This is a genomic window from Vibrio sp. 661 (assembly GCF_033339315.1).
Lineage (GTDB): Bacteria > Pseudomonadota > Gammaproteobacteria > Enterobacterales > Vibrionaceae > Vibrio > Vibrio alginolyticus.
Genome location: NZ_JAWOUJ010000007.1, coordinates 133,920 through 158,656, shown reverse-complemented (window position 1 = coordinate 158,656; position 24,737 = coordinate 133,920). Strand labels below are relative to the sequence as shown.

Here is a 24,737-nt window from a genome sequence, read left to right as displayed (position 1 = left end):
CCACAAACCTTTTGTGGGCGTTTTTATTTGCTTTCAGTCTGGTATAAAGAGTGAGTTACCGTGCTTTTCAAACAAGGAAGAAAAATGCAGCTGCCTTCGCCACTGATTTCTATCGCTGAATCTGCCGTACAAAACGCCCAAGACGCAGGTTATTTTCCCCTTTGGCCCGATGAGGTTGCGCAGCAATTTCGTTATGTGGCGGGCTTAAGCCAGTTTATAACTGAAGCTATTCATCGCGATGAAGTCCTAGCCCGTGAGTTGCCAAGTATGTTAGCGCAGCCAAGTCGTCAGGAGTCTTACCGCTCACGCCTTGCTGAACTGTTGGAACAATGTCCTGATGAGATGTCTGGTCATCGCGTATTGCGTCAGTTTCGCAACCGAGAAATGGTGTACATTGCGTGGAAGGATTTCACGCATGCATGGTCGCTAGAGACGTCTTTAAGCCACTTATCTGAGTTGGCAGAAGCGATGATTTTTGAAACCTATCAATGGCAATATCAAGTGTGTTGTCAGGAGTGGGGCACGCCAACAAGTGAGGACGGTGAAGTGCAGCCGATGTTAATTATCGGTATGGGGAAACTGGGTGGTGGCGAGCTAAACTTTTCTTCCGATATTGATCTAATTTTCACGTATCCAGAGAATGGCGAAACCCAAGGCGCACGCCGAAGCATTGCCAATGCCCAGTTCTTTACTCGTCTTGGTCAACGCATCATCAAAGCGCTCGACCAACAAACCTTCGATGGTTTTTGCTACCGCGTCGACATGCGGCTTCGCCCATTTGGAGAAAGTGGCCCCTTGGTTATGAGCTATGCCGCACTTGAAGATTATTACCAAGAACAGGGACGAGATTGGGAACGTTACGCGATGATCAAAGCTCGGGTGATGGGATGTGAGATGTACCCGCAGTATCAAGAGCTACGCCAAATGCTGCGCCCTTTTGTTTTTCGTCGTTATATTGATTTCAGTGCGATTCAATCTTTGCGTCGAATGAAGTCGATGATCAGTAGCGAGGTTCGCCGCCGAGGGTTGAATAACAACATTAAGCTAGGTGCGGGTGGCATCCGAGAAATTGAATTTATCGCTCAAGTTTTTCAATTGATTCGAGGTGGTCGAGAACCTTCTTTGCGTAATCGAGGGCTGTTGGAAACGCTGCAAGGCATTGAAGAACTGGCATTGCTTACTCCACAAGAAGTCAGCGATCTAGAAGCCGCATACAAGTACTTGCGTCAATTAGAAAACTTGTTGCAAGCAATGGCGGATAAGCAAACCCAGACGCTGCCTGATTGCGAAACCGAACGCTTAAAGCTCGCCACCGCGATGAAAATGAGCTGTTGGGAGCAATTGATTGAGCAAACCCAGCAGCATATGGCAAATGTTCACCAAGTTTTTGAATCACTAATTGGTGATGATGAAGAAGACGAGGGGACTACTGTTGCTCGTCATTTTCATGAGCTATGGGATATGGCCGACAAACAAGACGTTCTTGAGCATATCTTGCAGCAGGATATTCAGATTGAAGACTTTGCTTCATGCGCGAAAACCATCATCAACTTTAAAACCGATCTGGCCAAAAAAACGTTAGGCCCACGTGGACGCGAAGTGCTCAACCGTTTGATGCCGAAAGTGTTTGATGCGGTCTTTGCCCATCCTGATGCACAGTTTGGTCTATCTCGTGTACTTCACTTGCTACACAACATCTGCACTCGCACAACTTACTTGGAATTATTGGATGAGCATCCAGCGGCTCTGGTGCAGCTCGTACGTTTGTGTACCGCAAGCCCAATGATTTCAGAGCAGCTGTCTCGTTATCCTATCTTGCTTGATGAGTTGATCGACCCTGCGCAGCTGTACAATCCCATTCCATTAGACAGTTACCGTACAGAGCTACGTGATTATTTGGCGCGTATTCCTGAAGATGATATGGAACAGCAAATGGAAGCGTTGCGTCAGTTTAAGCAAATTTGTATTTTGCGTATTGCAGCGGCAGATATTGCTGGCGCATTGCCAGTGATGAAAGTGAGTGACCATTTAACTTATTTAGCGGAAGCTATCGTGGATGCGGTGATCAGTCAGGCTTGGTTGCAAGTGTCTGAAAAGTACGGCGAGCCAACGCATGTGAAAGATCGTGAAGGCAAAGGCTTTGCTGTAATTGGCTATGGTAAAGTCGGAGGGTGGGAGCTCGGCTATAACTCCGACTTGGATATTGTCTTCATGCATGACTGCCCAGTCAATGTCTACACTGACGGCAAAAAAGAGATTGATGGTCGTCAGTTCTACCTTCGTTTAGCACAGCGTATCATTCATATTTTCTCCACTCGCACCGCTTCCGGTATTTTATACGAGGTCGATACCCGATTGCGTCCGTCCGGTGCATCGGGTTTGTTGGTTAGCCCAACGGACGCGTTCGACGACTATCAACATCAAGACGCGTGGACATGGGAGCATCAAGCACTTGTCCGCGCGCGCATGATTTATGGTGATGAACCACTGGCAATTGCATTTCACAATACGCGGCATGATGTGCTGTGCAAAGCACGCGATCAAGCTGAACTGAAAAAAGACGTTGTCGAAATGAGAGAAAAAATGCGCGGTCATCTTGGGGGGAAAAAGCCAGGCCGCTTTATGCTCAAGCAAGATGTAGGTGGGATTACCGATATCGAATTTCTCGCTCAGTACCTAGTGCTCAACTATAGTCACGATAAGCCGAAATTGACGCGTTGGTGTGATAATGTGCGCATCTTTGAAACGCTCATTGCGCAAGATGTTATGGACGAAGACCAAGCAATGCAGTTGATACGTGCTTACACGACAATGCGCAACGAAATACACCGCCGAAATCTACTCAATTTAGACGCTGATGTGGTGGAAGATAAGTTTGTTGCCGAAAGGGAGTGGGTAAAACAGGCTTGGAATCAGTGGTTCAGTTAAGACCATATATTTAGCCTCGATAAGGGCTGTGATAAACTCACTTCGATTTAATTTTTGGAGACCAACAATGAAACCAATTCTACCTGATTACAACAGCGCTGGTGTGCTCATCATCGGTGATGTCATGCTAGATCGTTACTGGTATGGCCCAACCGGGCGCATTTCTCCTGAAGCGCCGGTTCCTGTTGTAAAAGTAGAAAACAATGAAGAGCGTCCTGGTGGTGCTGCGAACGTTGCGATGAACATCGCATCACTAGGTGGCCATGCTCACATTGTTGGTCTAACTGGGGAAGATGAGCCTGCAAAAGTGCTGACGGAGACGCTGAGCTCACTCAATGTGAAGTGCGATTTCGTTGCACTGCCTGATTACCCAACGATTACGAAGCTTCGCGTAATGAGCCGTGGACAACAGCTTATTCGTCTCGACTTCGAAGACAAGTTTGAAAACACAGATTCTGCGCCTGTGCTATCGCGTATGGATGCCGCACTGCCAAACGTTAAAGCCGTGATTATGTCTGACTACGCAAAAGGTTCGTTAGAGCATGTTCAGGCATACATTCAAAAAGCGCGCGCAGCAAATATTCCGGTTTTCATTGACCCGAAAGGTGCTGATTTTGAACGCTACCGTGGCGCAACACTTCTTACGCCAAACATGAAAGAGTTCGAAGACGTTGTAGGTAAAGTGAAATCTGACCAAGAGCTAGTAGAGAAAGCACTGGCTTTGGTTGAAGAGTTTGAATTTGAAGCGCTTTTAGTGACACGCAGCGAAAACGGAATGACCTTGATTCGTCGTGGTCAGGAACCGTTCCACCTTCCAACTCAAGCGAAAGAAGTGTACGACGTGACAGGTGCGGGCGACACGGTTATCTCTGTATTGGCAGCGTCTGTTGCCGCAGGCAAATCATTTGAAGAAGCGTGTGCATTAGCAAACGCAGCGGCAGGTGTTGTGGTTGGTAAACTAGGCACGTCAACGCTTTCTGAGATTGAATTAGCAGAAGCGGTACATGGCAGCCAAGACACGGATTACGGTGTGATTTCAGAAAAAGCACTGATCGAAGCGGTGAAAAAAGCACGAGCTCGTGGCGAGAAAGTCGTTATGACAAATGGCTGCTTTGATATTCTGCACGCTGGGCATGTGTCTTACTTAAACCATGCTGCTGAACTGGGCGATCGCCTAATCGTTGCGGTAAATACCGATGAGTCAGTAAAACGCCTTAAAGGCCCTGGTCGTCCGGTAAACCCAACCGATCGCCGCATGGCGGTGTTGGCAGGTTTGGGCGCTGTGGATTGGGTTGTACCATTTAGTGAAGATACGCCGCAGCGTTTGATCTCAGAAGTTCTACCAAGCTTGCTAGTAAAAGGCGGTGACTACAAACCAGAAGAGATTGCTGGTGGTAAAGAAGTCATTGCGGCGGGTGGTGAAGTTCGTGTATTGAACTTTGAAGATGGCTGCTCGACCAGTGAAATCATTAATGCAATCAAAGGCGGTAAGGGCTAAGCTTGCTGTTTGTTAGCATTGAAATGCTATTTGCTCATAAAGGTCGCTAAGTGCGGCCTTTTTGATACTTGATGCTCAGAGACACTTATAGGCTCTGAACTATAAGTAATAAAAAACGCCAGCTGATAACTCAACTGGCGTTTTTTATTTATTAAGGCCTGGAGTATTCAGTTCGCGGTTATTTTGCCGCTTTCAAACCTGCATCAACATCCAAGATGTCTTGTTCGCTTAGCGTACCAACGGCTTGGCGTAGCTGAAGAACACTTAAAATGTAGTCGTAACGAGCGTTCGATAGGTTTTTGTTCGCATCGTATAGACGACGAGTCGCGTCCAGTACATCAACGATAGTACGAGTACCTACATCAAAGCCAGCTTCTGTTGCTTCTAGTGCAGAGCGTGCAGAAATAACCGCTTGCTCATACGCACGTAATGCGCCGATAGAGGCGTTAATGTTGTTGTTTTGTGCGCGAACATCTTTGACTACGCTACGGTACTGTGCTTCAAGATCTTCGCTTGCTGCCACGTATGCGTATTCAGCTTGTTTGGTTTGAGAGGTTACGTTACCACCTGTGTATAGCGGTACTGCAAGGTTCACACCAATATTGAAGTTGTCTGTCGTGTTGTCACGAGAGCTATGAGAAGTATCACCGTAGTTGTAACCACCGTCTAGAGAGAGCGTTGGTAGGTGGCCAGAGCTTGCTAGTGAAATATTGTCACGCGCAATGTCTTGAAGAATACGTGAAGATAGCAAGGTCAGGTTTTTGGTTTTTGCTTCATCAATGAGCGATTCAGCAGGTACGGTCGATGGGCTAGCAGTGAAGCGGCCAGTGTCCAAAATGTTGAGATCTTTGTGCTCTTGGCCTGTAATTTCACGCAGTGACTCGTAGCTATTAGTGAGCGCGTTTTCTGCCAACACTTCGTCCGCTAGCACTTGGTCGTACTGAGCTTGTGCGTCATGCACGTCAGTGATTGCAGACAAACCTACTTCAAAACGCTGTTTAGTTTGCTCAAGTTGACGGCCAACCGCGGCTTTTTCTGCACGTACGAAAACAAGATTATCTTGTGCGCGTAGAACTTCAAAATACGCTTGTGACACGCGAAGAATCAGTGCCTGTTGCGTCGCTGCGTAAGTTGCGTCTGCTTGGCGAGCACTTTTCTCAGCAGTATCTAGAGAGATCCAAGATGCGCGGTTGTAAAGTGCTTGTGAAAAGCTAACGCCAGCGGTTAGTGCGTTGCCATCGTTTGATACGTCGCTAATTAGATTTGAATCGTATTCAGTATCACCACGAGTTAAATTGTAACCCGCAGTAAGGTTAATTTGTGGTAATAGAGCACTACGGCTTGAGGTGATTGCTTCGAAAGCTTGGTCACGTTGTGCTGCTACACTGAGCAATTGTGGATCATTTTGTTTTGCCAAGTCGTAGATTTCAGCCAAAGAGTCTGCGAACGCAGACGTACTCATGCTACCTAGCGCTGCACTGATAAATAGTGGAAGCAATTTTTTCATTTTCTATTCCCGCGGTCCATAGATTGGTTAATTCTCAGTAGTTTAACTCAATTTGCACGATATTTACTCTAAAGTTTGCACTTTTTTACACGTAATTATCCACTTGTGCAATAAATTTTTAGCAAAGACTTAAATTAATTTGTAACTATTATACAAAAAGTTGAGCCAAGTCCTTTGAGCAAGCGAATAACAATGAGTAAACTACAGGATTCACTCAGAGAGGTGTTGAATGCAACAGCGTGACAAACAACAACAAGATTTTACTTCGCGAGATGTAAAAGTCATCTCGAAAGAAACCTTATTTGAAGGTTTTTTCAAAATGGTGAAATACCGCTTTCAGCATAGGCTATTTGCTGGTGGTTGGAGTGGAGTTGTCGAACGAGAAATGTTCGAGCGTGGTCACGCAGCAGCGATGCTTCCTTATGATCCAAAGACGGACCAGGTCGTAATCATTGAACAGATTCGTATTGGCGCGTTGGAACATGAACACCCTTGGCAGCTAGAAATTGTCGCCGGTATGATTGACCGCGATGAATCTGCTGAAGCCGTAATTCGTCGAGAGGCTGTCGAAGAAGCGGGGATTCAGGTGGGGCGCGTTGTACCTGTTACTTCCTATTATCCTTCGGCTGGTGGTTGCTCGGAAAAGCTAGACGTCTTTGTTGGTGAAGTGGATGCGTCTAAAGCGCACGGCATTCATGGTTTAGACTATGAGAATGAAGATATCCGCGTTCATGTCATGAGTCGTGAAACGGCGTATCAATGGGTGAAGGACGGAAAATTTGAAAATGGTGCGTCGATTATTGCGTTGCAATGGCTGCAATTACACCATCAAGAGTTAAAGTCAGAATGGGGACTATCCCAAACGGTGGAGAGTGAGTAATGGCACAATTGGCTGAAAAACAACAATATCATGTTGATTTAGCTGGTCTTATGAGAACGTATGAGACCAACTACGCTAAATTGAATGCCTTATTGCCTGCTTCTGCTGAAGTTGGGGATGTACGTTGCTACCAAGCGGCGAACATGGTTTACCAATTGACCGTGAATGAAATCACAAAATACACCACAGTTGTTGAGATATGTCAGAGTGATGAAACGCCAGTGTTTCCTTTACCGACGATGTCTGTCAGGCTTTATCATGATGCGAGAGTAGCCGAAGTATGCTCAAGCGGAGAGTTCTCTCGCATAAAAGCTAAGTATGATTATCCCAATGACCAACTGATGCAGAAAGATGAAAAGCATCAATTAAACACATTCCTCGGTGAATGGCTGACGTTTTGTTTACGAAGTGGTATCAGTAGAACACCACTTGCCTTCAATTGATCGTCACGTCACTAAAGGAAAATAACAAATAACGATATAGTGGACGAATCAGGTTTTCATTTTGCAATCATCTAGTGACAGCATCAAACTTTTACAAATTACGGATACTCATCTGTTTGCTGCCGATGAGGGAAGTTTGCTAAGCGTAAAAACAGTCGATAGCTTCAATGCTGTTGTTGCTGATGTTTTACGCCGCAACGTGGCGTTTGATTACATCTTGGCGACAGGCGATATTTCCCAAGACCATAGTGCAGAATCTTATCAGCGCTTTGCCAACGGCATTGAACCGCTAGAGAAAGACTGCTTTTGGCTACCTGGTAATCATGATTACAAGCCTAATATGGGCAGTGTTTTGCCTTCGCCACAAATCAAAGCCGCAGAGCATGTGTTGCTTGGCGAGCATTGGCAGTTAATTCTTTTAGACTCGCAAGTTGTTGGCGTTCCTCATGGGCGCTTGAGTGATCAGCAATTAACGCTACTCGAAGAAAAGCTAGCCGAACACCCAGAAAGACACACACTTGTTTTGTTGCATCATCACCCGTTACTGGTCGGAAGCGCGTGGCTTGATCAACATACTTTAAAAGATGCCGAAGCGTTTTGGCAGGTTGTCGAGCGTTTTGATAACGTGAAAGGCATTCTCTGTGGTCATGTTCATCAAGATATGAATGTGCTTTACAAGGGCATTCGAGTGATGGCAACACCCTCAACTTGTGTTCAGTTTAAGCCTAACTCGGATGATTTTGCCCTTGATACCACTTCGCCTGGTTGGCGGGAGCTGCAACTACACGCTTGTGGCGATATTACGACCCAAGTAGGTCGGCTTCCTGATGGCCAGTTCCAACCAGACTTCTCTTCTAACGGCTACTAACGCGCCCGAGCTCTCTGTTCGGGCTCGCTTTTTTGTGCGAGATATCTATGAGTAAACCTTCACTTCTTCTCTATATCCATGGCTTTAATAGCTCTCCACTCTCCATGAAAGCGAATGTGATGAGAGCCTACTGCGAGCAACATAGGCCTGATATTAAGGTGATTGTTCCCCAGTTACCTTGTTATCCTCAGCAAGCGGCGAAAATGTTGTTGGATATTATCGAGCAATATAAAGACGACTATAAAATTGGTCTAGTGGGCAGCTCATTAGGCGGTTTTATGTCAACGTGGCTAAATGACAAGTTTGGGTTTAAAGCGGTAGTGGTCAACCCCGCAGTCAAGCCTTATGAGTTGCTAGTAGATTATTTAGGTAAGCAAACTAACCCATATACGCATGAAACCTATACACTTGAAGCTTGTCATATTGACGAGTTAAAAGCTCTTGATGTACAAAGCATCGCGTCGCCACATTCTTTTTGGTTATTGCAACAAACAGAAGATGAGGTTTTAGACTATCGACAAGCGGTAGATAAGTTTGCAGACGCTAAGCAAACAGTAGAACAAGGCGGTGATCACAGTTTTGTAGGCTTTGAGCGTTATCCTGCACAGATTATCGAATTTCTAGAACTGTAATTCGAAAGCGATTGGAAAAGGCTCATAGTTTTTATTGATATATCCAACCGTTTCTTGACATGGGCGGTATGCTTTCCGACTATGTTTTGCCAAAAGATCTTAAGGGTCGAGGACCCTGGCTACTTTGTTATGCATCATGTTTACAAACTCTTAGTGATGTGAACAGGGTGGCTTTTTCGTTTCCTGAGTATGGGTACGCCCATTGGTGATACTCAGGCAACAAGTAAACTTTGAGAATAATTCCGTATTATGACTGAACAATATAATGCTGGTGCCATTGAAGTACTGAATGGCTTAGAGCCAGTACGTCGCCGACCAGGGATGTATACGGATACAGCGCGCCCAAACCATTTGGGCCAAGAAGTTATCGACAACAGTGTCGATGAAGCGCTAGCCGGACATGCCTCAAAAGTACAAGTCATCCTACATGCTGACCAATCACTCGAAGTGATCGATGATGGTCGAGGCATGCCTGTTGATATCCACCCAGAAGAGAAAGTATCAGGCGTAGAGCTAATTCTATGTAAGCTACATGCGGGTGGTAAGTTCTCTAACAAAAACTACCAATTCTCTGGTGGTTTGCACGGGGTAGGTATATCTGTAGTAAACGCGTTGTCAAAACGCGTTGAAGTAACAGTTCGTCGTGATGGTCAAGTGTATGAAATTGCATTTGAACACGGCGAGAAAGTGTCTGATCTGACCGTAACTGGCACATGTGGTCGTCGCAATCGCGGTACCAGCGTACATTTCTGGCCTGATGCGAAGTACTTCGATTCGGCTAACTTCTCTGTGACGCGCTTAGTCAACAACCTGCGCGCAAAAGCGGTTTTGTGTCCGGGCTTAGAAATCACATTAACCGACAAAGTTAATGACAAAGACTATAAGTGGTACTACGAAGATGGTTTGAAAGACTATCTTGCGGAAGGTGTAAAAGGCTATCCAGTTATTCCTGAAGAACCATTTACTGGTGAGTTCTTGGCGGATACTGAAGCGGCAAACTGGGCGGTAATTTGGCAGCCAGAAGGCGGTGAGATGATCACCGAAAGCTACGTTAACCTGATCCCAACCGCTCAAGGTGGTACACACGTTAATGGTTTACGCCAAGGCTTGTTGGAAGCGATGCGCGAATTCTGTGAGTTCCGTAATCTATTACCTCGTGGTGTGAAGCTAACGGGTGATGACGTTTTCGACCGCTGTTCTTACGTGCTGTCGGTTAAAATTCAAGATCCACAATTTGCAGGCCAGACCAAGGAACGTCTCTCTTCTCGTCAAACCGCGGCATTTGTCTCTGGCGTTGTAAAAGATGCGTTCAGTCTTTGGTTGAACGAAAAGCCTCAGCTCGCAGAGCAATTGGCAGAAGTCTGTATCGCTAACGCGCATCGTCGTATGCGAGCGGCGAAAAAAGTCGTACGTAAGAAAGTGGCTTCTGGCCCGGCACTGCCAGGTAAGTTGACCGACTGTTCTGCACAGGACTTAAGTCGCACGGAAATCTTCTTTGTGGAGGGTGACTCTGCGGGTGGCTCGGCAAAACAGGCACGTGACCGTGAATTCCAAGCCGTGATGCCACTGCGTGGTAAGATCTTGAACACTTGGGAAGTCTCTGCCGATCAAGTTCTTGCGTCTCAAGAAGTACACGATATCTCCGTTGCTTTGGGTATTGACCCAGATAGCGACAACCTCGAGAGTCTTCGTTACGGTAAGATCTGTATCCTTGCCGATGCGGACTCGGATGGTCTTCACATCGCAACGCTGCTTTGTGCTCTATTTACTCGTCACTTCCGCGCACTAGTGGAAGCGGGTCATATCTATGTGGCGATGCCGCCTCTGTATCGAATCGACTGCGGGAAAGAAGTGTTCTACGCCCTCGATGATGATGAAAAAGATGGCATTTTAGAGCGCTTGTCGAAGAAGAAAGCCAAAATCAACGTGCAACGATTCAAAGGTCTGGGTGAGATGAACCCACTTCAGTTGCGTGAAACCACCATGGATCCGAACACGCGTCGCTTAGTGCAGTTAACCATTGACGACTCTACGGCGACCATGGAAATGATGGACATGCTGCTAGGTAAAAAGCGTGCAGATGACCGTCGTTCTTGGCTACAAAACAACGGCGACTTGGCAGAGGTGTAACGGATGTCTACAGAAATTACCTACGATGGCGTCGAACAATTGCCAATGCGCAAGTTCACTGAAGACGCTTATCTGAACTACTCGATGTACGTAATCATGGACCGCGCCTTGCCATACATTGGTGATGGCTTAAAGCCGGTTCAACGACGCATCATTTATGCGATGTCAGAGCTTGGTCTCTCTGCATCAGCAAAATACAAAAAATCTGCACGTACCGTTGGTGACGTGCTAGGTAAATACCATCCGCACGGTGATTCAGCGTGTTACGAAGCGATGGTATTGATGGCTCAGCCATTCTCTTACCGCTATCCATTAGTGGATGGTCAAGGTAACTGGGGTGCGCCAGATGATCCGAAATCATTTGCGGCAATGCGTTATACCGAAGCAAAACTGTCTAAGTTTGCTGAAGTATTGCTTGGCGAACTTGGCCAGGGCACGGTTGAATGGCAACCTAACTTTGATGGCACAATGAAAGAGCCACAAATGTTGCCAGCACGTCTGCCTCATATCCTGCTTAACGGTGTAACCGGCATTGCCGTTGGTATGGCAACAGACATCCCACCGCACAACGTTCGTGAAATCGCAGATGCGACTATTCATTTGATCGACAACCCGAAAGCAGAACTGCCGGACGTGATGCAGTATGTCAAAGGTCCGGATTACCCAACAGAAGCAGAAATTATCTCGCCGCAAGCGGATATCGAGAAGATTTACCGCAACGGTCGTGGCAGCATCAAAATGCGCGCGGTTTGGCATAAAGAAGGTTCTGATATTGTTATCACTTCTTTGCCTCACCAAGTATCGGGTGCCAAACTGCTTGAGCAAATCGCTAACCAGATGCGTGCGAAGAAGCTGCCAATGGTTGACGATCTTCGTGACGAATCGGATCACGAGAACCCAACGCGTATCGTTGTGGTGCCTAAGTCAAACCGCGTCGATTGTGATTTGTTGATGAACCACTTGTTCGCATCAACGGATCTTGAGCGCAGTTACCGCGTTAACTTGAACATGATTGGTTTGGATAACCGTCCTCAAGTTAAAGGTCTGGTGCAAATTCTGTCTGAGTGGATCGAGTTTCGTCGTACGACTGTGCGTCGTCGTTTACAACACCGTCTAGACAAAGTAATGGCTCGTCTACACATCTTGGAAGGTTTGTTAGTTGCTTACCTCAACCTAGATGAAGTGATTGAGATCATCCGTACTGAAGACGAGCCAAAAGCGGTGCTGATGGAACGCTTTGGTATTACCGATATCCAAGCGGATGCAATTTTAGATACCAAACTTCGTCATCTAGCGAAACTAGAAGAGATGAAGATCCGTGGTGAGCAAGACGAGCTAGAGAAAGAGCGTGAGAAGCTAGAACAGCTACTCGGTTCTGAGCGTCGTCTGAATACACTACTGAAAAAAGAAATCAAAGCAGACGCAGAGAAATACGGTGATGACCGTCGCTCTCCAATGGTTGAGCGTGCAGAAGCAAAAGCGCTGACTGAACGTGACCTCGTACCAAGTGAGCCAATCACGGTTGTGCTTTCTGAGAAAGGTTGGATTCGTCACGCGAAAGGCCATGACGTGGATGCCGAAGGCTTAAACTATAAGTCGGGTGATAAGTATTTAGCGCATGCTCGAGGTAAGAGTAATCAGCCTGCGGTATTCCTAGGTAGTGACGGTCGAAGTTACTCTCTGGAATCGCACTCACTGCCTTCTGCTCGTAGTCAAGGTGAGCCGATTACCGGTCGCTTGAATATTACGGCTGGTAGCAGTATTCGCCAAGTCATCATGAGTGAAGAAGATCAGCTGTGGCTGGTGGGTTCAGATGCAGGTTACGGCTTTGTATGTAAAGGCGCGGACTTGCTGTCTAAAAACCGCAGTGGTAAAGCGCTCGTCACTTTACCTGCCAACTCTGAGATCATGACGCCAAAAGAGATTGAAGATTTAGACTCTGATGAAATCTTAGCAATCACTAACCAAGGTCGCATGCTGCTGTTCCCAATCAAAGACTTGCCACAACTGGCGAAAGGTAAGGGGAATAAGATCATCAACATTCCTGCTGCTAAAGCAAAAGAGCGAGAAGAAGTACTATCTCACTTAATGTCTTTACCAAAAGGTGCATCGTTAACGCTGTACGCGGGTAAGCGAAAGTTGGGTCTTAAACCGTCTGACCTTGATAACTTCCGTGGCGAACGTGGTCGCCGAGGTGGGTTATTACCGAGAGGTTTGCAGCGAGTCACTCGCATTGAAGTTGAGCTAGATGATTCCGATACGACGGAAACACCGAGCGATAGCGAGTAACGCACAAATAAAAATCCCAGCCAATGGCTGGGATTTTTTATGCTTCTTGCTTGTCTTCGGCAATGGTGACTTTCAAGGTCATCTCTTTTCCTTTGCGAATGATACCGACGTCCACGGTGGTGCCAGGACGTAAATCGGTGACGATATCCATAACGCTCTGACGCCCTTGCACTTTATTGCCATCAATACTGATAATGATGTCCTGCTTTTGGAAGCCTGCCGCATTGGCTGGACCATTTGGATCAATACCAAGTACGACAATACCACCTATGTGTTCATTTCCAAGTAAGCGAGCAGTGACCGCATTAATGTCTTGGCCGTCGATTCCAATGTAACCACGAATCACGCGGCCATCAGCGATGATTTTCTGCATGATCTTACTGGCTAGCGGCGCAGGGATAGCAAAAGAAATACCGTAAGTTTCTAAGTCTGTCGCTTGCTGAAAAGAGGCGGTATTAATGCCGACGAGCTCGCCTTGTGTGTTCACTAGGGCTCCACCAGAGTTACCTTCATTGATGGCGGCATCGGTTTGAATGAATGCTTGACGACCATCGCTAATAGATGAACGACCTGTGGCAGAAATAATGCCGAACGTTGTGGTTTGTCCAAGGTTGTATGGGTTACCGATGGCTAGTACTACATCGCCCACTTGTGGTTTGTAATTAGAGTTCAGAGGGATTACGGGCAAATTCGAACCTTCGACACGCAGTACGGCTATATCAGTACGTTTATCTGTCCCTACGAGCTGAGCCGCTGCGGCTCTGCCGTCTTGTAATGCCACAACAATTTGATCAGCTTGAGCAACCACATGATAGTTAGTAATGATGTAGCCCTTCTCACTAACAATGACACCTGACCCCAGGCCTTGAGTCGAGAGTTTACTGCGATCGTTCTCAACATACTTACGGCTGTAGATGTTTACCACGGCAGGCGCTGCTCTTCGGACCGCTTGATTAAACGTCAACTCGACTGATGCGATATTAACAGGTTGAGGATCAAGCGCGGCAGGAATTACGTTGTTGCGCAAAGATGGAACCGCCAGTAATACCACTGCGGCAGTAGCCAAGCCTAAAAAGACAGAACGTAATAAAAAGCTGAGCATATCCTCTCCATGCGTGAGCGCCAAAATGGCATCGAAGATGAAGAATAGCATTACATTGAAAAATAACAAAAGGGCAGCACGTCATCGCGCTGCCCTTTTCATTAGTTATTGAGCGATAAGGAAAAGTGATCGAGCCTTATCACTCAGTACTATGCATCGAAAACCTTATTTCCTATCACTTTGAAAGTGGTTAACGAATGACAAGATAAATAGTACGTTCACCACGTTGAATATTAAGAGCCAGTACACCTTTGTGTTTCTCTACGATTGTACGAAGCTCGGCAAGGTTTTTCACTCGTTGACGGTTCACACCGATAATAATGTCACCTTGTTGTAATTGATATTGAGCCGCTGGAGAGTTATCTGCAACGCTCGATACTTTAACACCTTGGATTACATCACTTGGTGTTGTATTGCTTAACTCCGCACCTTTGAGTCCCTCATGTAATGTCTCCGCTTTAGCTTTCATATTCGTAGATTCGCCAAGCGTTACATCAAAGGTTTTATTCTTACCATCTCGAACCACACCTAATGTGATTTCTTTACCTGCTCCCAGTGTTGCCACTTTTGCGCGGAGCTCTGAGAAAGTATTAATCGCTTTGCCGTTCACCGATACAATTACGTCACCGGCTTTTAACCCTGCTTTATCGGCTGCGCTGTCCGGTACGACTTGACCAATAAAGGCCCCTTTACTTGACTCGTAACCCAATGCATCAGCTAGCTCAGAGGTTACTTCGCCACCTTGCACACCCAACATGCCGCGTTTGACTTCACCAAACTCTAGAATTTGATCAGTGAGGTTTTTCATCATGTTTGATGGAATCGCAAAGCCAATACCCACATTACCGCCGTTAGGGCCTAAAATCGCAGTATTAATACCGATCAGCTCACCATTAAGGTTGACCAATGCACCACCAGAGTTACCGCTGTTAATTGCGGCATCGGTTTGGATGAAGTTTTCGAAGTTTTCAACGTTTAAGCCACTACGACCAAGGGCTGAAACAATACCCGAAGTCACAGTTTGACCGAGTCCAAATGGGTTACCAATCGCAACCGTAAAGTCACCGACACGCAGTTTGTCGGAATCCGCGACTTTAATCTGCGTTAAGTTTTTCGCTTTCTCTAATTTAAGTAACGCAACATCGGCCATTTCATCACCGCCAACGAGCGTAGCGTCATACTCGCGCCCGTCAAAGAGGCGAACTCGAATCTCATCTGCCCCCTTGATCACGTGGTAGTTAGTGACAATATGGCCTTTCTTCGCATCAATAATGACACCAGACCCTAAACCTCTGAACGGGCGCTCTCGCCTTTGTTCCATAGGAAAGTCTGGGCCAAAGAAAAATTGAAATTGCTCGGGAATGCGGCTGGTTTGTACTTGTTTACCTTCTACAGCAATACTCACAACAGCTGGGGTCACCTTCTCAAGCATTGGTGCCAAGCTAGGTAACTGTTGGCCATCCACATTCAAAGGTAATGCGGCAGTGGCTTGAACTGGGGCAATAATCGACCCCAAACTCAGAGATAGAACGGTGAGCGCAAGCAGTGGTTTTTTCATCCAATAACTCCTCTTGAAACATGTCTGCCAAAAAGAAATATCCGAACGGTTAGTTCACTTTGTTAATAACTAATATAGGGTCGAGTTCGGACAATCAAAAGGGGAGGCAGTGCACATCCAAGTTAGAGCGAAGGTGAGGTGAAAAAGTTCAAAAAAGGGCCGATACAAATGTATCGGCCCTAGATAGAAGTAAGAGAGGATTATGATGCTTTTGCGGTTACCGCTTCGGGAGCATTAATGATTTCTTTCTCTTGATCCCTCAAAAGACCGGTGGCGCCATTAGCGTAGTCTTTTGGTTGTTCGTTAAACTCTGGTTGATCTTCTGAAATGGTTTCAGATGACATTGCCGTTTTCTTATCAAACGGGTTGTCTTGTTCTGGTAAGTTTGGCAAAAGCTCAGAAGAGGTCTTGGCCATATGTTGGTATAGCTTGGTGTAATCTTTACCTAGGGTGTCCAACATTTCTGCGGTTTGTGCAAAGTGATCGACGAGCTCTTGACGTTGTTGCTCTAATTCAAACTTGGCCGCTTCAAGTTCTTTCTGCACAGACTTTTGTTTCTTGTATTCAGGTGTGGTTAGTCTACTAATGACTACGCCTACGATTGTACCGACCAGCAAACCCACAATGGCATAAATCCAAGGCATAACTGCTCCTTATAGTTGTTTTAACAAGTCTTTTACTACTTAGTTACACGCGGTGCTCGTCCATGTTACTATGGCTTGAACAGCCGATAAAGAAAAATAGCAGTATGTCTTCGGGGACTGATAACTACTTCTCTCTATTCTCAAAGTTGACCCCGAGGTAACCCTTTTCTCTATACCTCTATACGACTTAATACGATGACACCACTACAACAATATCAAAAAGACATAGCAGAACACGGGTTTCAGCGTGATGAAGCTCAGTATCAAGCGGTCGTTGCATTAGACAAGCTTTACCATGCTATCGTTGAATTTCAGTCAGCGCCTGTTCCTCAGCTTTCCAAATGGCAAAAGCTAATGGGGAAAAAAATCGACAAGCCTGAACCACCAAAAGGTCTTTACTTTTGGGGTGGGGTAGGTCGCGGTAAAACCTACCTTATGGATGCATTTTTTGATGCTTTACCGACCCAAAGAAAAATGCGCGTCCACTTCCATCGATTTATGTATCGAGTACATGATGAGTTGAAGCTGTTAGGTGATGTCGAAAATCCGCTATCAAAAGTGGCGGATAAATTTAAAGAAGAAGCCGATGTGGTTTGCTTTGATGAATTTTTTGTTTCCGACATTACTGATGCGATGATCCTTGCAACGCTACTTCAAGAAATGTTCAAGCGGCAGATGATCCTAGTCGCGACTTCAAACATTGAGCCGCAGAACTTATATCGTAACGGTTTGCAAAGAGCGCGCTTTTTGCCCGCGATCGATATGATTTTGGCACGTTGTGAAGTGTTGAATGTCGATAGTGGCGTTGATTATCGCTTAAGAACGTTAGAACAGGCTGAAATATACCATTACCCGCTTGATGAGCAGGCTAGCATAAACCTTAACAAATATTATCAGCAGCTGACTGGAGAGCGTCAGTTTGTTGCTCATCAAATCGAAGTTAACCACCGTCAACTAGCGGTGATTGAAGCAAGCGACGGGGTGCTGCATGCGTCGTTTGCTCAGTTGTGTCAAACTGCTCGCAGTCAAAATGACTACATTGAATTGTCTCGTATTTACCACACGGTATTACTGGCAGATGTTCAACAAATGAACCGAAAAATAGATGATGCGGCGAGACGCTTTATCGCGCTGGTCGATGAGTTTTACGAGCGCAATGTTAAGTTGATTATTTCTGCTGAAGTGCCAATGGCCGATTTATATACTGACGGGCAGTTAGAGTTCGAATTTAAGCGCTGTTTGTCTCGGCTTACTGAGATGCAAAGTCATGAGTATCTCGCGCGTGAACATTTGGCCTAGATCCAATGGGTTCTTAAAAAAGTGAAGAAAAAATTAGTGATTTGGCGCAAAAAAAGGTGATTTTTTCTTCGCTCTTCTCTATAATCCTGCGACCCACCGTTACTGCAGACCTGATTATCGAAGTTATTTCGAAATTGAAGGTCGAGAGTACCAACGACTCGAAGGGGTGATGACTGGGCTCTTAGACAGTGTGGGAGCACTATTGGGTGTTCCTTTAAAGTTTAAAATTTAATTAACGGGTTATTGTTAGCATGAAAACTTTCGTTGCTAAACCAGAAACTGTAAAACGCGACTGGTACGTTGTAGACGCTGAAGGTAAAACTCTTGGCCGTCTAGCAAGTGAAATTGCATCTCGCCTACGTGGCAAACATAAAGCTGAATACACTCCTCACGTTGACACTGGTGATTACATCATCGTTATCAACGCTGAGAAAGTTGCTGTAACTGGTAACAAAGCTAAGAACAAAGTGTACTACCGTCACTCTGAATTCCCAGGTGGTCTAAAATCTATCACTTTTGAAAAGTTGATCGATCGTAAACCTGAGATGGCTCTTGAGCTTGCAGTTAAAGGCATGCTTCCACGTGGTCCTCTAGGCCGTGCTATGTACCGTAAGCTAAAAGTTTACGCGGGCGCTGAGCACAACCATGTTGCTCAACAACCACAAGTACTAGACATCTAATTGGGGATTTCGAAAATGGCAGAGAATCAATACTACGGCACTGGCCGTCGCAAAAGCTCAGCTGCACGTGTTTTCATTAAACCAGGCAGCGGTAACATTGTAGTAAACAAGCGTAACCTTGACGAATACTTCGGTCGTCCAACAGCACGTATGGTTGTACAACAACCTCTAGAGCTAGTTGAACTAACTGAAAAGCTAGACCTTTACGTAACAGTTAAAGGCGGCGGTATTTCTGGTCAAGCTGGTGCTATCCGTCACGGTATCACTCGCGCGCTTATGGAATACGATGAGTCTCTACGTCCTGCTCTACGCGCAGCTGGCTACGTTACTCGTGACGCTCGTTGCGTTGAACGTAAGAAAGTTGGTCTACGTAAAGCACGTCGTCGTCCACAGTTCTCTAAGCGTTAATTTCCTCTTATCGGGAATTATGCTTTCAGAGTTACTCTGGAAACTGTGTACCAAAAGCTCGGCTCTATGCCGGGCTTTTTTGTATTTAAAGACATCATACTTGTCTTCAAGCAACGAACAGCCTTCACTTATCATCACACTCCGAGCAGGCCTTCTTATTCGTCCTCTTCGTCGAAAGGTTGTCAGTGCCGTTTTATATGTGTGCCTTATTTAATCGCGACTCACCACGCTTTCTCTTGCGATGCAGCATAGATGTATTCATCAGCAGGAATGTCTTTGTATCTTATTCTTCCTGTAACATGTTTTAAAATGACTTACGTTCCTTTTTGAGCATTCTGCGTGCTACAAAATTGAAAATATAAACACAGTAAGCTGAACGCGTAATACGAAATATTTCTCTGTGTAATTAACTGAAAACTACCAAGATAAAAGGTTTTATCCGCTTTCAGCGGGGCTTCTATGTGGTGCTTTCTTGTTACAAATCACATCAATTTTTTATAATTCTGCCGCTTTTGTGACGACGCGAGCGATTTGCCTCACAAATGTTACAAAAAGGTAGCTTTATCTTGTCAAAAAGTAGGGTTTTCTTTATCATTTCCCTCCAATAAATAGAACTAAATTCATTATTTGTTAGCCATGCTCTTATAAGCGGAATAATAACGATCCAAAGGGAGCAAATGGGAGAATGTTTGGATGAGCAACGCGCCTTTAAATAACGGTCGCAGGCGTTTTCTAACCGCTACAACGGCAGTTGTTGGTGGGTTAGGGGCAGTCGCCGTCGCCGTGCCTTTTATCAAATCATGGAATCCGAGTGCTAAAGCCAAAGCGGCGGGCGCACCGGTGGAAGTGGATATAAGTAAAATTGAACCAGGTCAGCTGGTTCGTGTTGAGTGGCAGGGAAAACCTGTATGGATTGTTCGCCGCACTCAAAGCGTTCTGGATAACTTAAAATCGATCGGTGATAAGCTTCGCGATCCACAATCTGAAATGGAGCAGCAGCCTGAGTACGCTCAGAATGAGTTTCGTTCGATTAAGGAAGAGTTTTTCGTCGCAGTTGGTTTCTGTACCCACTTAGGTTGTTCACCAACCTATCTACCTGACTCTTTCTCAGAGCAGGTGCAGGGCGTAAGATCTGGCTTCTTCTGTCCTTGTCATGGTTCTAAGTTCGACATGGCTGGTCGAGTGTTCCAAGGAGTACCTGCTCCGTTGAACCTTGTCGTTCCTAAGCACATGTATTTGAGCGATACCAAGCTCATTGTGGGTGTTGATGAGGGAGATGCATAATGCAAGCAATGTTAGATTGGGTTGAAAAGCGTATTCCTGCAATGAATGCTTATAAAAAGCATTTGTCTGAATACCCAATGCCTAAGAACTTCAACTTTTGGTACCTTTTCGGTTCTCTGGCGATGCTGGTTCTTGTTAACCAAATCCTAACGGGTATTTGGCTAACGATGAACTATGTTCCTTCAGGTGACGGTGCATTTGCGTCTATCGAATACATTATGCGTGATGTAGAGTACGGTTGGCTTCTGCGTTACATGCATTCCACTGGCGCGTCAGCGTTTTTCGTTGTTGTGTATCTTCACATGTTCCGTGGTTTGATCTACGGTTCATACCAAAAACCTCGTGAACTATTGTGGATCTTCGGTATGTTGATCTTCCTTGTTCTCATGGCTGAAGCGTTCATGGGTTACCTACTTCCATGGGGTCAGATGTCATACTGGGGTGCGCAGGTAATCATTTCCCTGTTTGGTGCTATTCCTGTTATCGGTGATGACCTAACGCTTTGGATTCGTGGTGACTACATCATCTCTGGTGCAACGCTAAACCGTTTCTTCGCACTACACGTTATTGCACTGCCTATCGTTTTGCTTCTTCTTGTTGTTCTGCACGTATTGGCGCTGCACGAAGTAGGCTCAAACAACCCGGATGGTATCGAAACAAAGTTGCCAAAAGGCTCAATGGGCGACGATTACAAAACGCAATTCAAGTTCCACGATTACTACACGAAGAAATATGACATCATTGATTCGATTCCTTTCCATCCGTACGGCACGGTTAAGGACTTGGTCGGTGTTGCTGGTTTCTTGTTCTTCTTCTGTTACGTGCTGTTCTTTAACCCAGAAATGGGTGGGTACTTCCTTGAGCCGCCTAACTTTGAAGCTGCAAACCCATTGAAGACACCAGAGCATATTGCTCCGGTATGGTACTTCACGCCGTTCTACGCAATCCTACGTGCGGTTCCAGACAAACTATTAGGTGTTATCCTAATGGGCGCGTCAATTGCAGTGCTGTTCGTTCTACCTTGGTTGGATCGTTGTAAAGTTCGTTCATACCGTTACCGTAGCAAACTTCATCTATTGAATATTGTACAGTTCACTATCGCCTTTATCGCTCTAGGTATTTTAGGTGCGTTACCAGCGACACCAACGTACACACTACTATCTCAGATCTTTAGCTTGTGTTACTTCATGTTCTTTGTGTTGCTGTTCTTCTACAGCAAAAATGAAGCAACCAAACCATTACCAGAGAGGGTGACATTCAAATGAAGAAGTGGATTGTAATTCTATTTGCTATGTTGCCATCACTAGCGATGGCAGCTGGGGCCAATGTTCCGCTGGATAAAGCGAATGTTGACCTTACGGATAAAGCTTCGCTACAAAACGGCGCGAAGTTGTTCATGAACTACTGTTTTGCTTGTCACTCTACGCAATACCAGCGTTACGAGCGTGTAGCAACAGACTTGGAAATTCCAACAGACTTAATGAAAGAAAACCTGATTTTCAATCCTGAAGCGAAAATCGGTGATCTAATGGTCAATGCTATGCCACCGAAGCAAGCGGCAAACTGGTTTGGTGCTCCACCACCAGATCTTACGTTGGTTGCACGAGTTCGTGGTGCTGATTGGTTATACACTTACTTACGCTCTTTCTATGTTGATCCATCTCGTCCATTCGGCGTGAACAACATCGTCTTCCCGAGTGTTGGTATGCCGCATGTGCTTGAAGAGCTACAGGGCATCCCGACGCCGATTTACGATACGAAAATCGTAGATGGCGAAGAAGTACAAGTTGTTGTTGGTACTGAAACCGATGGCACGGGTGAGCTGAGTGAAGGCGAATATGACAAAGCGGTTGGCGATCTCGTTAACTTCTTAGTTTATTCAGGTGACCCAGTGCAGCTTGAGCGTCATGCTCTAGGCTGGTGGGTAATGGGCTTCTTAGTGCTTCTAACCATCGTTGTTGTGATGCTCAAGAAAGAGTATTGGCGCGATGTGCATTAATTGTGCTAAAATACCGTGCTAATTCCCAATTTTAATTGATGTACAATGGAGGCTTAGCCTCCATTGTTTTTATTTGTAAGTGTACTGGAGGGCTCCATGGCTGTAGCTGCCAATAAACGTTCTGTGATGACTCTTTTCTCAAGTGCATCAGATTTGTATAGCCATCAGGTTCGCATTGTACTAGCTGAAAAAGGCGTAAGTGTTGAAGTTGAGCTTGTTGACGAAGCAAACCTTCCTGCTGAGCTTGTTGAGCTAAACCCATATAAATCAGTGCCAACTCTTGTTGACCGTGAGCTAGCTCTTTACGATTCAAAAATCATCATGGAGTACTTGGACGAGCGCTTCCCTCATCCACCTCTAATGCCGGTTTACCCTGTTGCTCGTGGCAACAGCCGCTTGATGATGTACCGTATCGAACGCAACTGGTATTCACTCGCTGAAAAAGTGATGAAAGGTAATGCGGAAGAATCAGAAAAAGCACGCACAAAGCTGCGTAATGATCTTCTGACGTTAGCGCCAATTTTTGCTGAATATGAGTACTTCATGAGCGAAGAATTCAGCTTGATCGATTGTTACCTAGCTCCACTATTGTGGCGTTTGCCTCAACTTGGTATCGATCTTGTTGGCCCAGGTTCAAAAGAAATCAAGGTATACATGAATCGCGTATTTGAGCGTGATTCGTTCCTTGCTTCTTTGACTGAAGCTGAACGTGAAATGCGCCTAGTTCGCTAAGCGATTTAAAACACGTTATGGATATTGCAAAAATGACTGCTCGCCGCCCGTATATGCTTCGCGCATTTTACGAGTGGTTAGTAGACAATGACTTGACTCCTCACTTGGTTGTGGATGCAACAATGCCAGGGGTGCGTGTCCCGGTTGAATTTATTCAAGATGGTCAAATTATTTTGAATATTGCGCCACGTGCAGTGGGTAATCTTGAGTTAGGTAATGATGCGATTACCTTCCATGCTCGCTTTAGCGGTCGTCCGCACTCAGTGATCGTGCCTGTGTATGCTGTTCAAGCTATTTATGCACGTGAGAATGGTGCTGGTACTATGTTTGAACCAGAAGAAGCGTACACTCACATCGAAGAAGAAGCGATGACCGAGGAAGAATCATCCCCATCGTTCACAACGGTTAGCGATGAGCCTTCTGAGTTAGTTTCTGATTCAGATGCCGAAGAGGACGATGCTCCTCGACCAAAAGGCAAACCAAGCTTAAGAGTGATTAAATAATAAAAAAGCAGCGTAACGCTGCTTTTTTCTTTTTAACTTGTTGAAGATGATTTCAAGCCAGACTTTGGAAATTACTCACTAATCGTAAAGACTTCGACGTTCTCTTCACTTTCTGTACTTGCCTCACTTTCTATTGTTTGTACACCGTCACTCGGTAAGTCTACTTCAACAGGCTCCATTTCGCCGTATTGGAACCCTTTAATGACTTGTTTTACGCCTGAGATATTACGCGCGATTTCTGTCGCTCGATCGCCTTGCTCTGGCGTGACATAACCAAACAGAAAAACGTCGCCATCTTCGGTGATCACTTTAACCTTAACACCATTAAGCTCAGAATCAGTAAGCAAAGCTGACTTTACTTTGGTTGTGATCCAGCTGTCATTGCTAATCTGGGTAACAGTGAGTGGCTCTTTTTGTTTGATTTGATTGTGTATGACTTTTACACCACTAACTTCTCGAGCCCTTCGCTCTAAAGCAAGGATAAGGTCTTGTGTCGGAGCTTGTCCCATAAGGACTACAGTCCCATTATATGAACTGGCAACGACACGTACTTCACCTTTAAACGGTGCTTTATTGCCGATCGCCGCAACTTCGAATTCAATGTTATTGTCCTGCCAGATTTGTTTTGTCGTGCGTGTGTCCGTGACAATATTCGCTGTGGTTGCTGCACCTGCGATAAACAAACCTGCGCAACCACTTAAACTCAATGCTGTTAATAAGATAACAAGGCTACGTATCATAATTCTGACTCTCAGTCTTGGTTACTCTTCGTGAGCAGGGAAAAGCACCTGGTCAATAAGATCACAAAGGCAATGGAGTGTTACCATATGTACTTCGTGAATACGTGCAGTGCGGTGTGATGGAATACGAATTTCGACGTCGTTCTCACCGAGCAGTCCTGCCATCTCTCCGCCATCTTTTCCTGTTAGCGCGATAATCGTCATGTCTCGAGTTACGGCTGCTTCCATCGCTTTGATAATATTTTTACTGTTACCGCTAGTCGACATGGCAAGCAAAATGTCGCCTGGTTGACCAAACGCTCGTACCTGTTTTGAGAAGATTTCCTGGTAGTGGTAATCGTTGGCCACTGCGGTTAGGGTGGTATTATCGGCGGTTAAGGCCATTGCTGGTAGGCTAGGGCGCTCAGTTTCAAAACGGTTTAAAAGACAAGAAACAAATTGTTGAGCGTTTGAAGCACTGCCGCCATTACCACAACATAAAATTTTATTGCCATTAAGCAGGCTCGACACCATCGCTTGAGCTGCATGAGTAATGGCATCAGGCAGCGCCTCTGCTGCTGCGATTTGAATTTGAATACTTTCTGTAAAGCTGTCTTTAATGCTGTCTAGCATC

22 protein-coding genes are annotated in these 24,737 nt (G+C 45.7%); 16 read left to right on the top strand and 6 right to left on the bottom strand.

What is annotated here, in order from left to right; genetic code table 11:
• The first annotated feature begins 84 nt into the window (after window positions 1-84).
• The gene (gene glnE / locus R7P69_RS14515; RefSeq protein WP_064368976.1) at window positions 85-2,928 is read left to right on the top strand and encodes a bifunctional [glutamate--ammonia ligase]-adenylyl-L-tyrosine phosphorylase/[glutamate--ammonia-ligase] adenylyltransferase; all 2,844 of its coding nucleotides are present in this window, start codon (window positions 85-87) and stop codon (window positions 2,926-2,928) included.
• A 67-nt stretch (window positions 2,929-2,995) separates the two neighbouring features.
• Complete coding sequence (hldE, locus tag R7P69_RS14510; RefSeq protein WP_017633601.1) at window positions 2,996-4,426, top strand: bifunctional D-glycero-beta-D-manno-heptose-7-phosphate kinase/D-glycero-beta-D-manno-heptose 1-phosphate adenylyltransferase HldE; 1,431 nt, start codon at window positions 2,996-2,998, stop codon at window positions 4,424-4,426.
• Window positions 4,427-4,604: 178 nt separating this feature from the next.
• On the opposite strand, the gene tolC is transcribed toward hldE, so the two are convergent.
• Window positions 4,605-5,933: an outer membrane channel protein TolC gene (gene tolC / locus R7P69_RS14505; protein WP_005379884.1), complete on the bottom strand. Its 1,329-nt coding sequence runs from the start codon at window positions 5,931-5,933 to the stop codon at window positions 4,605-4,607.
• Between the two features lie 229 nt (window positions 5,934-6,162).
• Between tolC and nudF the strand changes: the two genes are divergently transcribed.
• The 6 genes from nudF to parC all read left to right on the top strand — a co-directional run bounded on the left by nudF (window position 6,163) and on the right by parC (window position 13,175).
• Window positions 6,163-6,813, top strand: coding sequence for an ADP-ribose diphosphatase (gene nudF, locus R7P69_RS14500; RefSeq protein ID WP_017633602.1), 651 nt, complete (start codon window positions 6,163-6,165; stop codon window positions 6,811-6,813).
• A complete protein-coding gene (locus tag R7P69_RS14495) occupies window positions 6,813-7,256 on the top strand; it encodes a DUF1249 family protein (protein WP_017633603.1) in 444 nt (147 codons plus the stop codon). The genes nudF and R7P69_RS14495 overlap by 1 nt, the downstream gene beginning before the upstream one ends.
• 61 nt (window positions 7,257-7,317) lie before the next feature.
• Entirely contained in the window at window positions 7,318-8,124 is an 807-nt protein-coding gene (gene cpdA, locus R7P69_RS14490) for a 3',5'-cyclic-AMP phosphodiesterase (protein WP_005379877.1), read from the top strand.
• Window positions 8,125-8,171: 47 nt separating this feature from the next.
• Window positions 8,172-8,756: an esterase YqiA gene (gene yqiA / locus R7P69_RS14485; protein WP_017820245.1), complete on the top strand. Its 585-nt coding sequence runs from the start codon at window positions 8,172-8,174 to the stop codon at window positions 8,754-8,756.
• Window positions 8,757-9,005: 249 nt separating this feature from the next.
• Entirely contained in the window at window positions 9,006-10,886 is a 1,881-nt protein-coding gene (parE, locus tag R7P69_RS14480; RefSeq protein WP_005379872.1) for a DNA topoisomerase IV subunit B, read from the top strand.
• A gap of 3 nt (window positions 10,887-10,889) precedes the next feature.
• Window positions 10,890-13,175, top strand: a complete 2,286-nt coding sequence (parC, locus tag R7P69_RS14475) for a DNA topoisomerase IV subunit A (RefSeq protein ID WP_064376557.1) — start codon at window positions 10,890-10,892, stop codon at window positions 13,173-13,175.
• 37 nt (window positions 13,176-13,212) lie between these two features.
• Here parC and degS read toward each other — a convergent pair whose 3' ends face one another.
• The 3 genes from degS to zapG all read right to left on the bottom strand — a co-directional run bounded on the left by degS (window position 13,213) and on the right by zapG (window position 16,479).
• Window positions 13,213-14,277, bottom strand: a complete 1,065-nt coding sequence (gene degS / locus R7P69_RS14470) for an outer membrane-stress sensor serine endopeptidase DegS (protein ID WP_017633606.1) — start codon at window positions 14,275-14,277, stop codon at window positions 13,213-13,215.
• A 190-nt stretch (window positions 14,278-14,467) separates the two neighbouring features.
• Window positions 14,468-15,835, bottom strand: coding sequence for a Do family serine endopeptidase (locus R7P69_RS14465; RefSeq protein WP_025768400.1), 1,368 nt, complete (start codon window positions 15,833-15,835; stop codon window positions 14,468-14,470).
• A 200-nt stretch (window positions 15,836-16,035) separates the two neighbouring features.
• A complete protein-coding gene (gene zapG, locus R7P69_RS14460; RefSeq protein ID WP_054574273.1) occupies window positions 16,036-16,479 on the bottom strand; it encodes a Z-ring associated protein ZapG in 444 nt (147 codons plus the stop codon).
• A gap of 195 nt (window positions 16,480-16,674) precedes the next feature.
• Here zapG and zapE point away from each other — a divergent pair, with 195 nt between their 5' ends.
• The 8 genes from zapE to sspB all read left to right on the top strand — a co-directional run bounded on the left by zapE (window position 16,675) and on the right by sspB (window position 23,384).
• Window positions 16,675-17,778, top strand: a complete 1,104-nt coding sequence (zapE, locus tag R7P69_RS14455; protein WP_005387411.1) for a cell division protein ZapE — start codon at window positions 16,675-16,677, stop codon at window positions 17,776-17,778.
• A gap of 251 nt (window positions 17,779-18,029) precedes the next feature.
• Complete coding sequence (gene rplM, locus R7P69_RS14450) at window positions 18,030-18,458, top strand: 50S ribosomal protein L13 (protein WP_005372872.1); 429 nt, start codon at window positions 18,030-18,032, stop codon at window positions 18,456-18,458.
• Window positions 18,459-18,473: 15 nt separating this feature from the next.
• Window positions 18,474-18,866 (top strand): 30S ribosomal protein S9, encoded by a 393-nt coding sequence (gene rpsI / locus R7P69_RS14445; protein WP_005372876.1) that lies wholly within the window; start codon window positions 18,474-18,476, stop codon window positions 18,864-18,866.
• A gap of 693 nt (window positions 18,867-19,559) precedes the next feature.
• Entirely contained in the window at window positions 19,560-20,150 is a 591-nt protein-coding gene (gene petA, locus R7P69_RS14440; RefSeq protein ID WP_005372877.1) for a ubiquinol-cytochrome c reductase iron-sulfur subunit, read from the top strand.
• On the top strand, window positions 20,150-21,415 hold the full coding sequence (locus R7P69_RS14435) for a cytochrome b (protein WP_005372880.1): 1,266 nt from the start codon (window positions 20,150-20,152) through the stop codon (window positions 21,413-21,415). The genes petA and R7P69_RS14435 overlap by 1 nt, the downstream gene beginning before the upstream one ends.
• Window positions 21,412-22,149 (top strand): cytochrome c1, encoded by a 738-nt coding sequence (locus R7P69_RS14430; RefSeq protein WP_005372881.1) that lies wholly within the window; start codon window positions 21,412-21,414, stop codon window positions 22,147-22,149. Before R7P69_RS14435 ends, R7P69_RS14430 begins: the two co-directional genes overlap by 4 nt.
• 96 nt (window positions 22,150-22,245) lie before the next feature.
• Window positions 22,246-22,881: a stringent starvation protein SspA gene (gene sspA / locus R7P69_RS14425; RefSeq protein ID WP_005372897.1), complete on the top strand. Its 636-nt coding sequence runs from the start codon at window positions 22,246-22,248 to the stop codon at window positions 22,879-22,881.
• A 17-nt stretch (window positions 22,882-22,898) separates the two neighbouring features.
• Window positions 22,899-23,384 (top strand): ClpXP protease specificity-enhancing factor, encoded by a 486-nt coding sequence (gene sspB / locus R7P69_RS14420; RefSeq protein ID WP_005372898.1) that lies wholly within the window; start codon window positions 22,899-22,901, stop codon window positions 23,382-23,384.
• 71 nt (window positions 23,385-23,455) lie between these two features.
• Here the strand turns inward: sspB and R7P69_RS14415 are convergent, their stop codons facing one another.
• Together R7P69_RS14415 and R7P69_RS14410 are read right to left on the bottom strand one after the other, a co-directional pair.
• On the bottom strand, window positions 23,456-24,124 hold the full coding sequence (locus tag R7P69_RS14415; RefSeq protein ID WP_017633609.1) for a BON domain-containing protein: 669 nt from the start codon (window positions 24,122-24,124) through the stop codon (window positions 23,456-23,458).
• A gap of 21 nt (window positions 24,125-24,145) precedes the next feature.
• Window positions 24,146-24,736: a phosphoheptose isomerase gene (locus tag R7P69_RS14410; protein WP_005372901.1), complete on the bottom strand. Its 591-nt coding sequence runs from the start codon at window positions 24,734-24,736 to the stop codon at window positions 24,146-24,148.
• Window position 24,737: the final 1 nt, after the last annotated feature.

What these genes read in the sequence shown, in the direction of transcription:
- glnE (WP_064368976.1), top strand. Translation starts at nt 85, where the DNA reads ATGCAGCTGCCTTCGCCACTGATTTCTATCGCTGAATCTGCCGTACAA.
- hldE (WP_017633601.1), top strand. Translation starts at nt 2,996, where the DNA reads ATGAAACCAATTCTACCTGATTACAACAGCGCTGGTGTGCTCATCATC.
- tolC (WP_005379884.1), bottom strand. Translation starts at nt 5,933, where the DNA reads ATGAAAAAATTGCTTCCACTATTTATCAGTGCAGCGCTAGGTAGCATG.
- nudF (WP_017633602.1), top strand. Translation starts at nt 6,163, where the DNA reads ATGCAACAGCGTGACAAACAACAACAAGATTTTACTTCGCGAGATGTA.
- R7P69_RS14495 (WP_017633603.1), top strand. Translation starts at nt 6,813, where the DNA reads ATGGCACAATTGGCTGAAAAACAACAATATCATGTTGATTTAGCTGGT.
- yqiA (WP_017820245.1), top strand. Translation starts at nt 8,172, where the DNA reads ATGAGTAAACCTTCACTTCTTCTCTATATCCATGGCTTTAATAGCTCT.
- parE (WP_005379872.1), top strand. Translation starts at nt 9,006, where the DNA reads ATGACTGAACAATATAATGCTGGTGCCATTGAAGTACTGAATGGCTTA.
- parC (WP_064376557.1), top strand. Translation starts at nt 10,890, where the DNA reads ATGTCTACAGAAATTACCTACGATGGCGTCGAACAATTGCCAATGCGC.
- degS (WP_017633606.1), bottom strand. Translation starts at nt 14,277, where the DNA reads ATGCTCAGCTTTTTATTACGTTCTGTCTTTTTAGGCTTGGCTACTGCC.
- R7P69_RS14465 (WP_025768400.1), bottom strand. Translation starts at nt 15,835, where the DNA reads ATGAAAAAACCACTGCTTGCGCTCACCGTTCTATCTCTGAGTTTGGGG.
- zapG (WP_054574273.1), bottom strand. Translation starts at nt 16,479, where the DNA reads ATGCCTTGGATTTATGCCATTGTGGGTTTGCTGGTCGGTACAATCGTA.
- zapE (WP_005387411.1), top strand. Translation starts at nt 16,675, where the DNA reads ATGACACCACTACAACAATATCAAAAAGACATAGCAGAACACGGGTTT.
- rplM (WP_005372872.1), top strand. Translation starts at nt 18,030, where the DNA reads ATGAAAACTTTCGTTGCTAAACCAGAAACTGTAAAACGCGACTGGTAC.
- rpsI (WP_005372876.1), top strand. Translation starts at nt 18,474, where the DNA reads ATGGCAGAGAATCAATACTACGGCACTGGCCGTCGCAAAAGCTCAGCT.
- petA (WP_005372877.1), top strand. Translation starts at nt 19,560, where the DNA reads ATGAGCAACGCGCCTTTAAATAACGGTCGCAGGCGTTTTCTAACCGCT.
- R7P69_RS14435 (WP_005372880.1), top strand. Translation starts at nt 20,150, where the DNA reads ATGCAAGCAATGTTAGATTGGGTTGAAAAGCGTATTCCTGCAATGAAT.
- R7P69_RS14430 (WP_005372881.1), top strand. Translation starts at nt 21,412, where the DNA reads ATGAAGAAGTGGATTGTAATTCTATTTGCTATGTTGCCATCACTAGCG.
- sspA (WP_005372897.1), top strand. Translation starts at nt 22,246, where the DNA reads ATGGCTGTAGCTGCCAATAAACGTTCTGTGATGACTCTTTTCTCAAGT.
- sspB (WP_005372898.1), top strand. Translation starts at nt 22,899, where the DNA reads ATGGATATTGCAAAAATGACTGCTCGCCGCCCGTATATGCTTCGCGCA.
- R7P69_RS14415 (WP_017633609.1), bottom strand. Translation starts at nt 24,124, where the DNA reads ATGATACGTAGCCTTGTTATCTTATTAACAGCATTGAGTTTAAGTGGT.
- R7P69_RS14410 (WP_005372901.1), bottom strand. Translation starts at nt 24,736, where the DNA reads ATGCTAGACAGCATTAAAGACAGCTTTACAGAAAGTATTCAAATTCAA.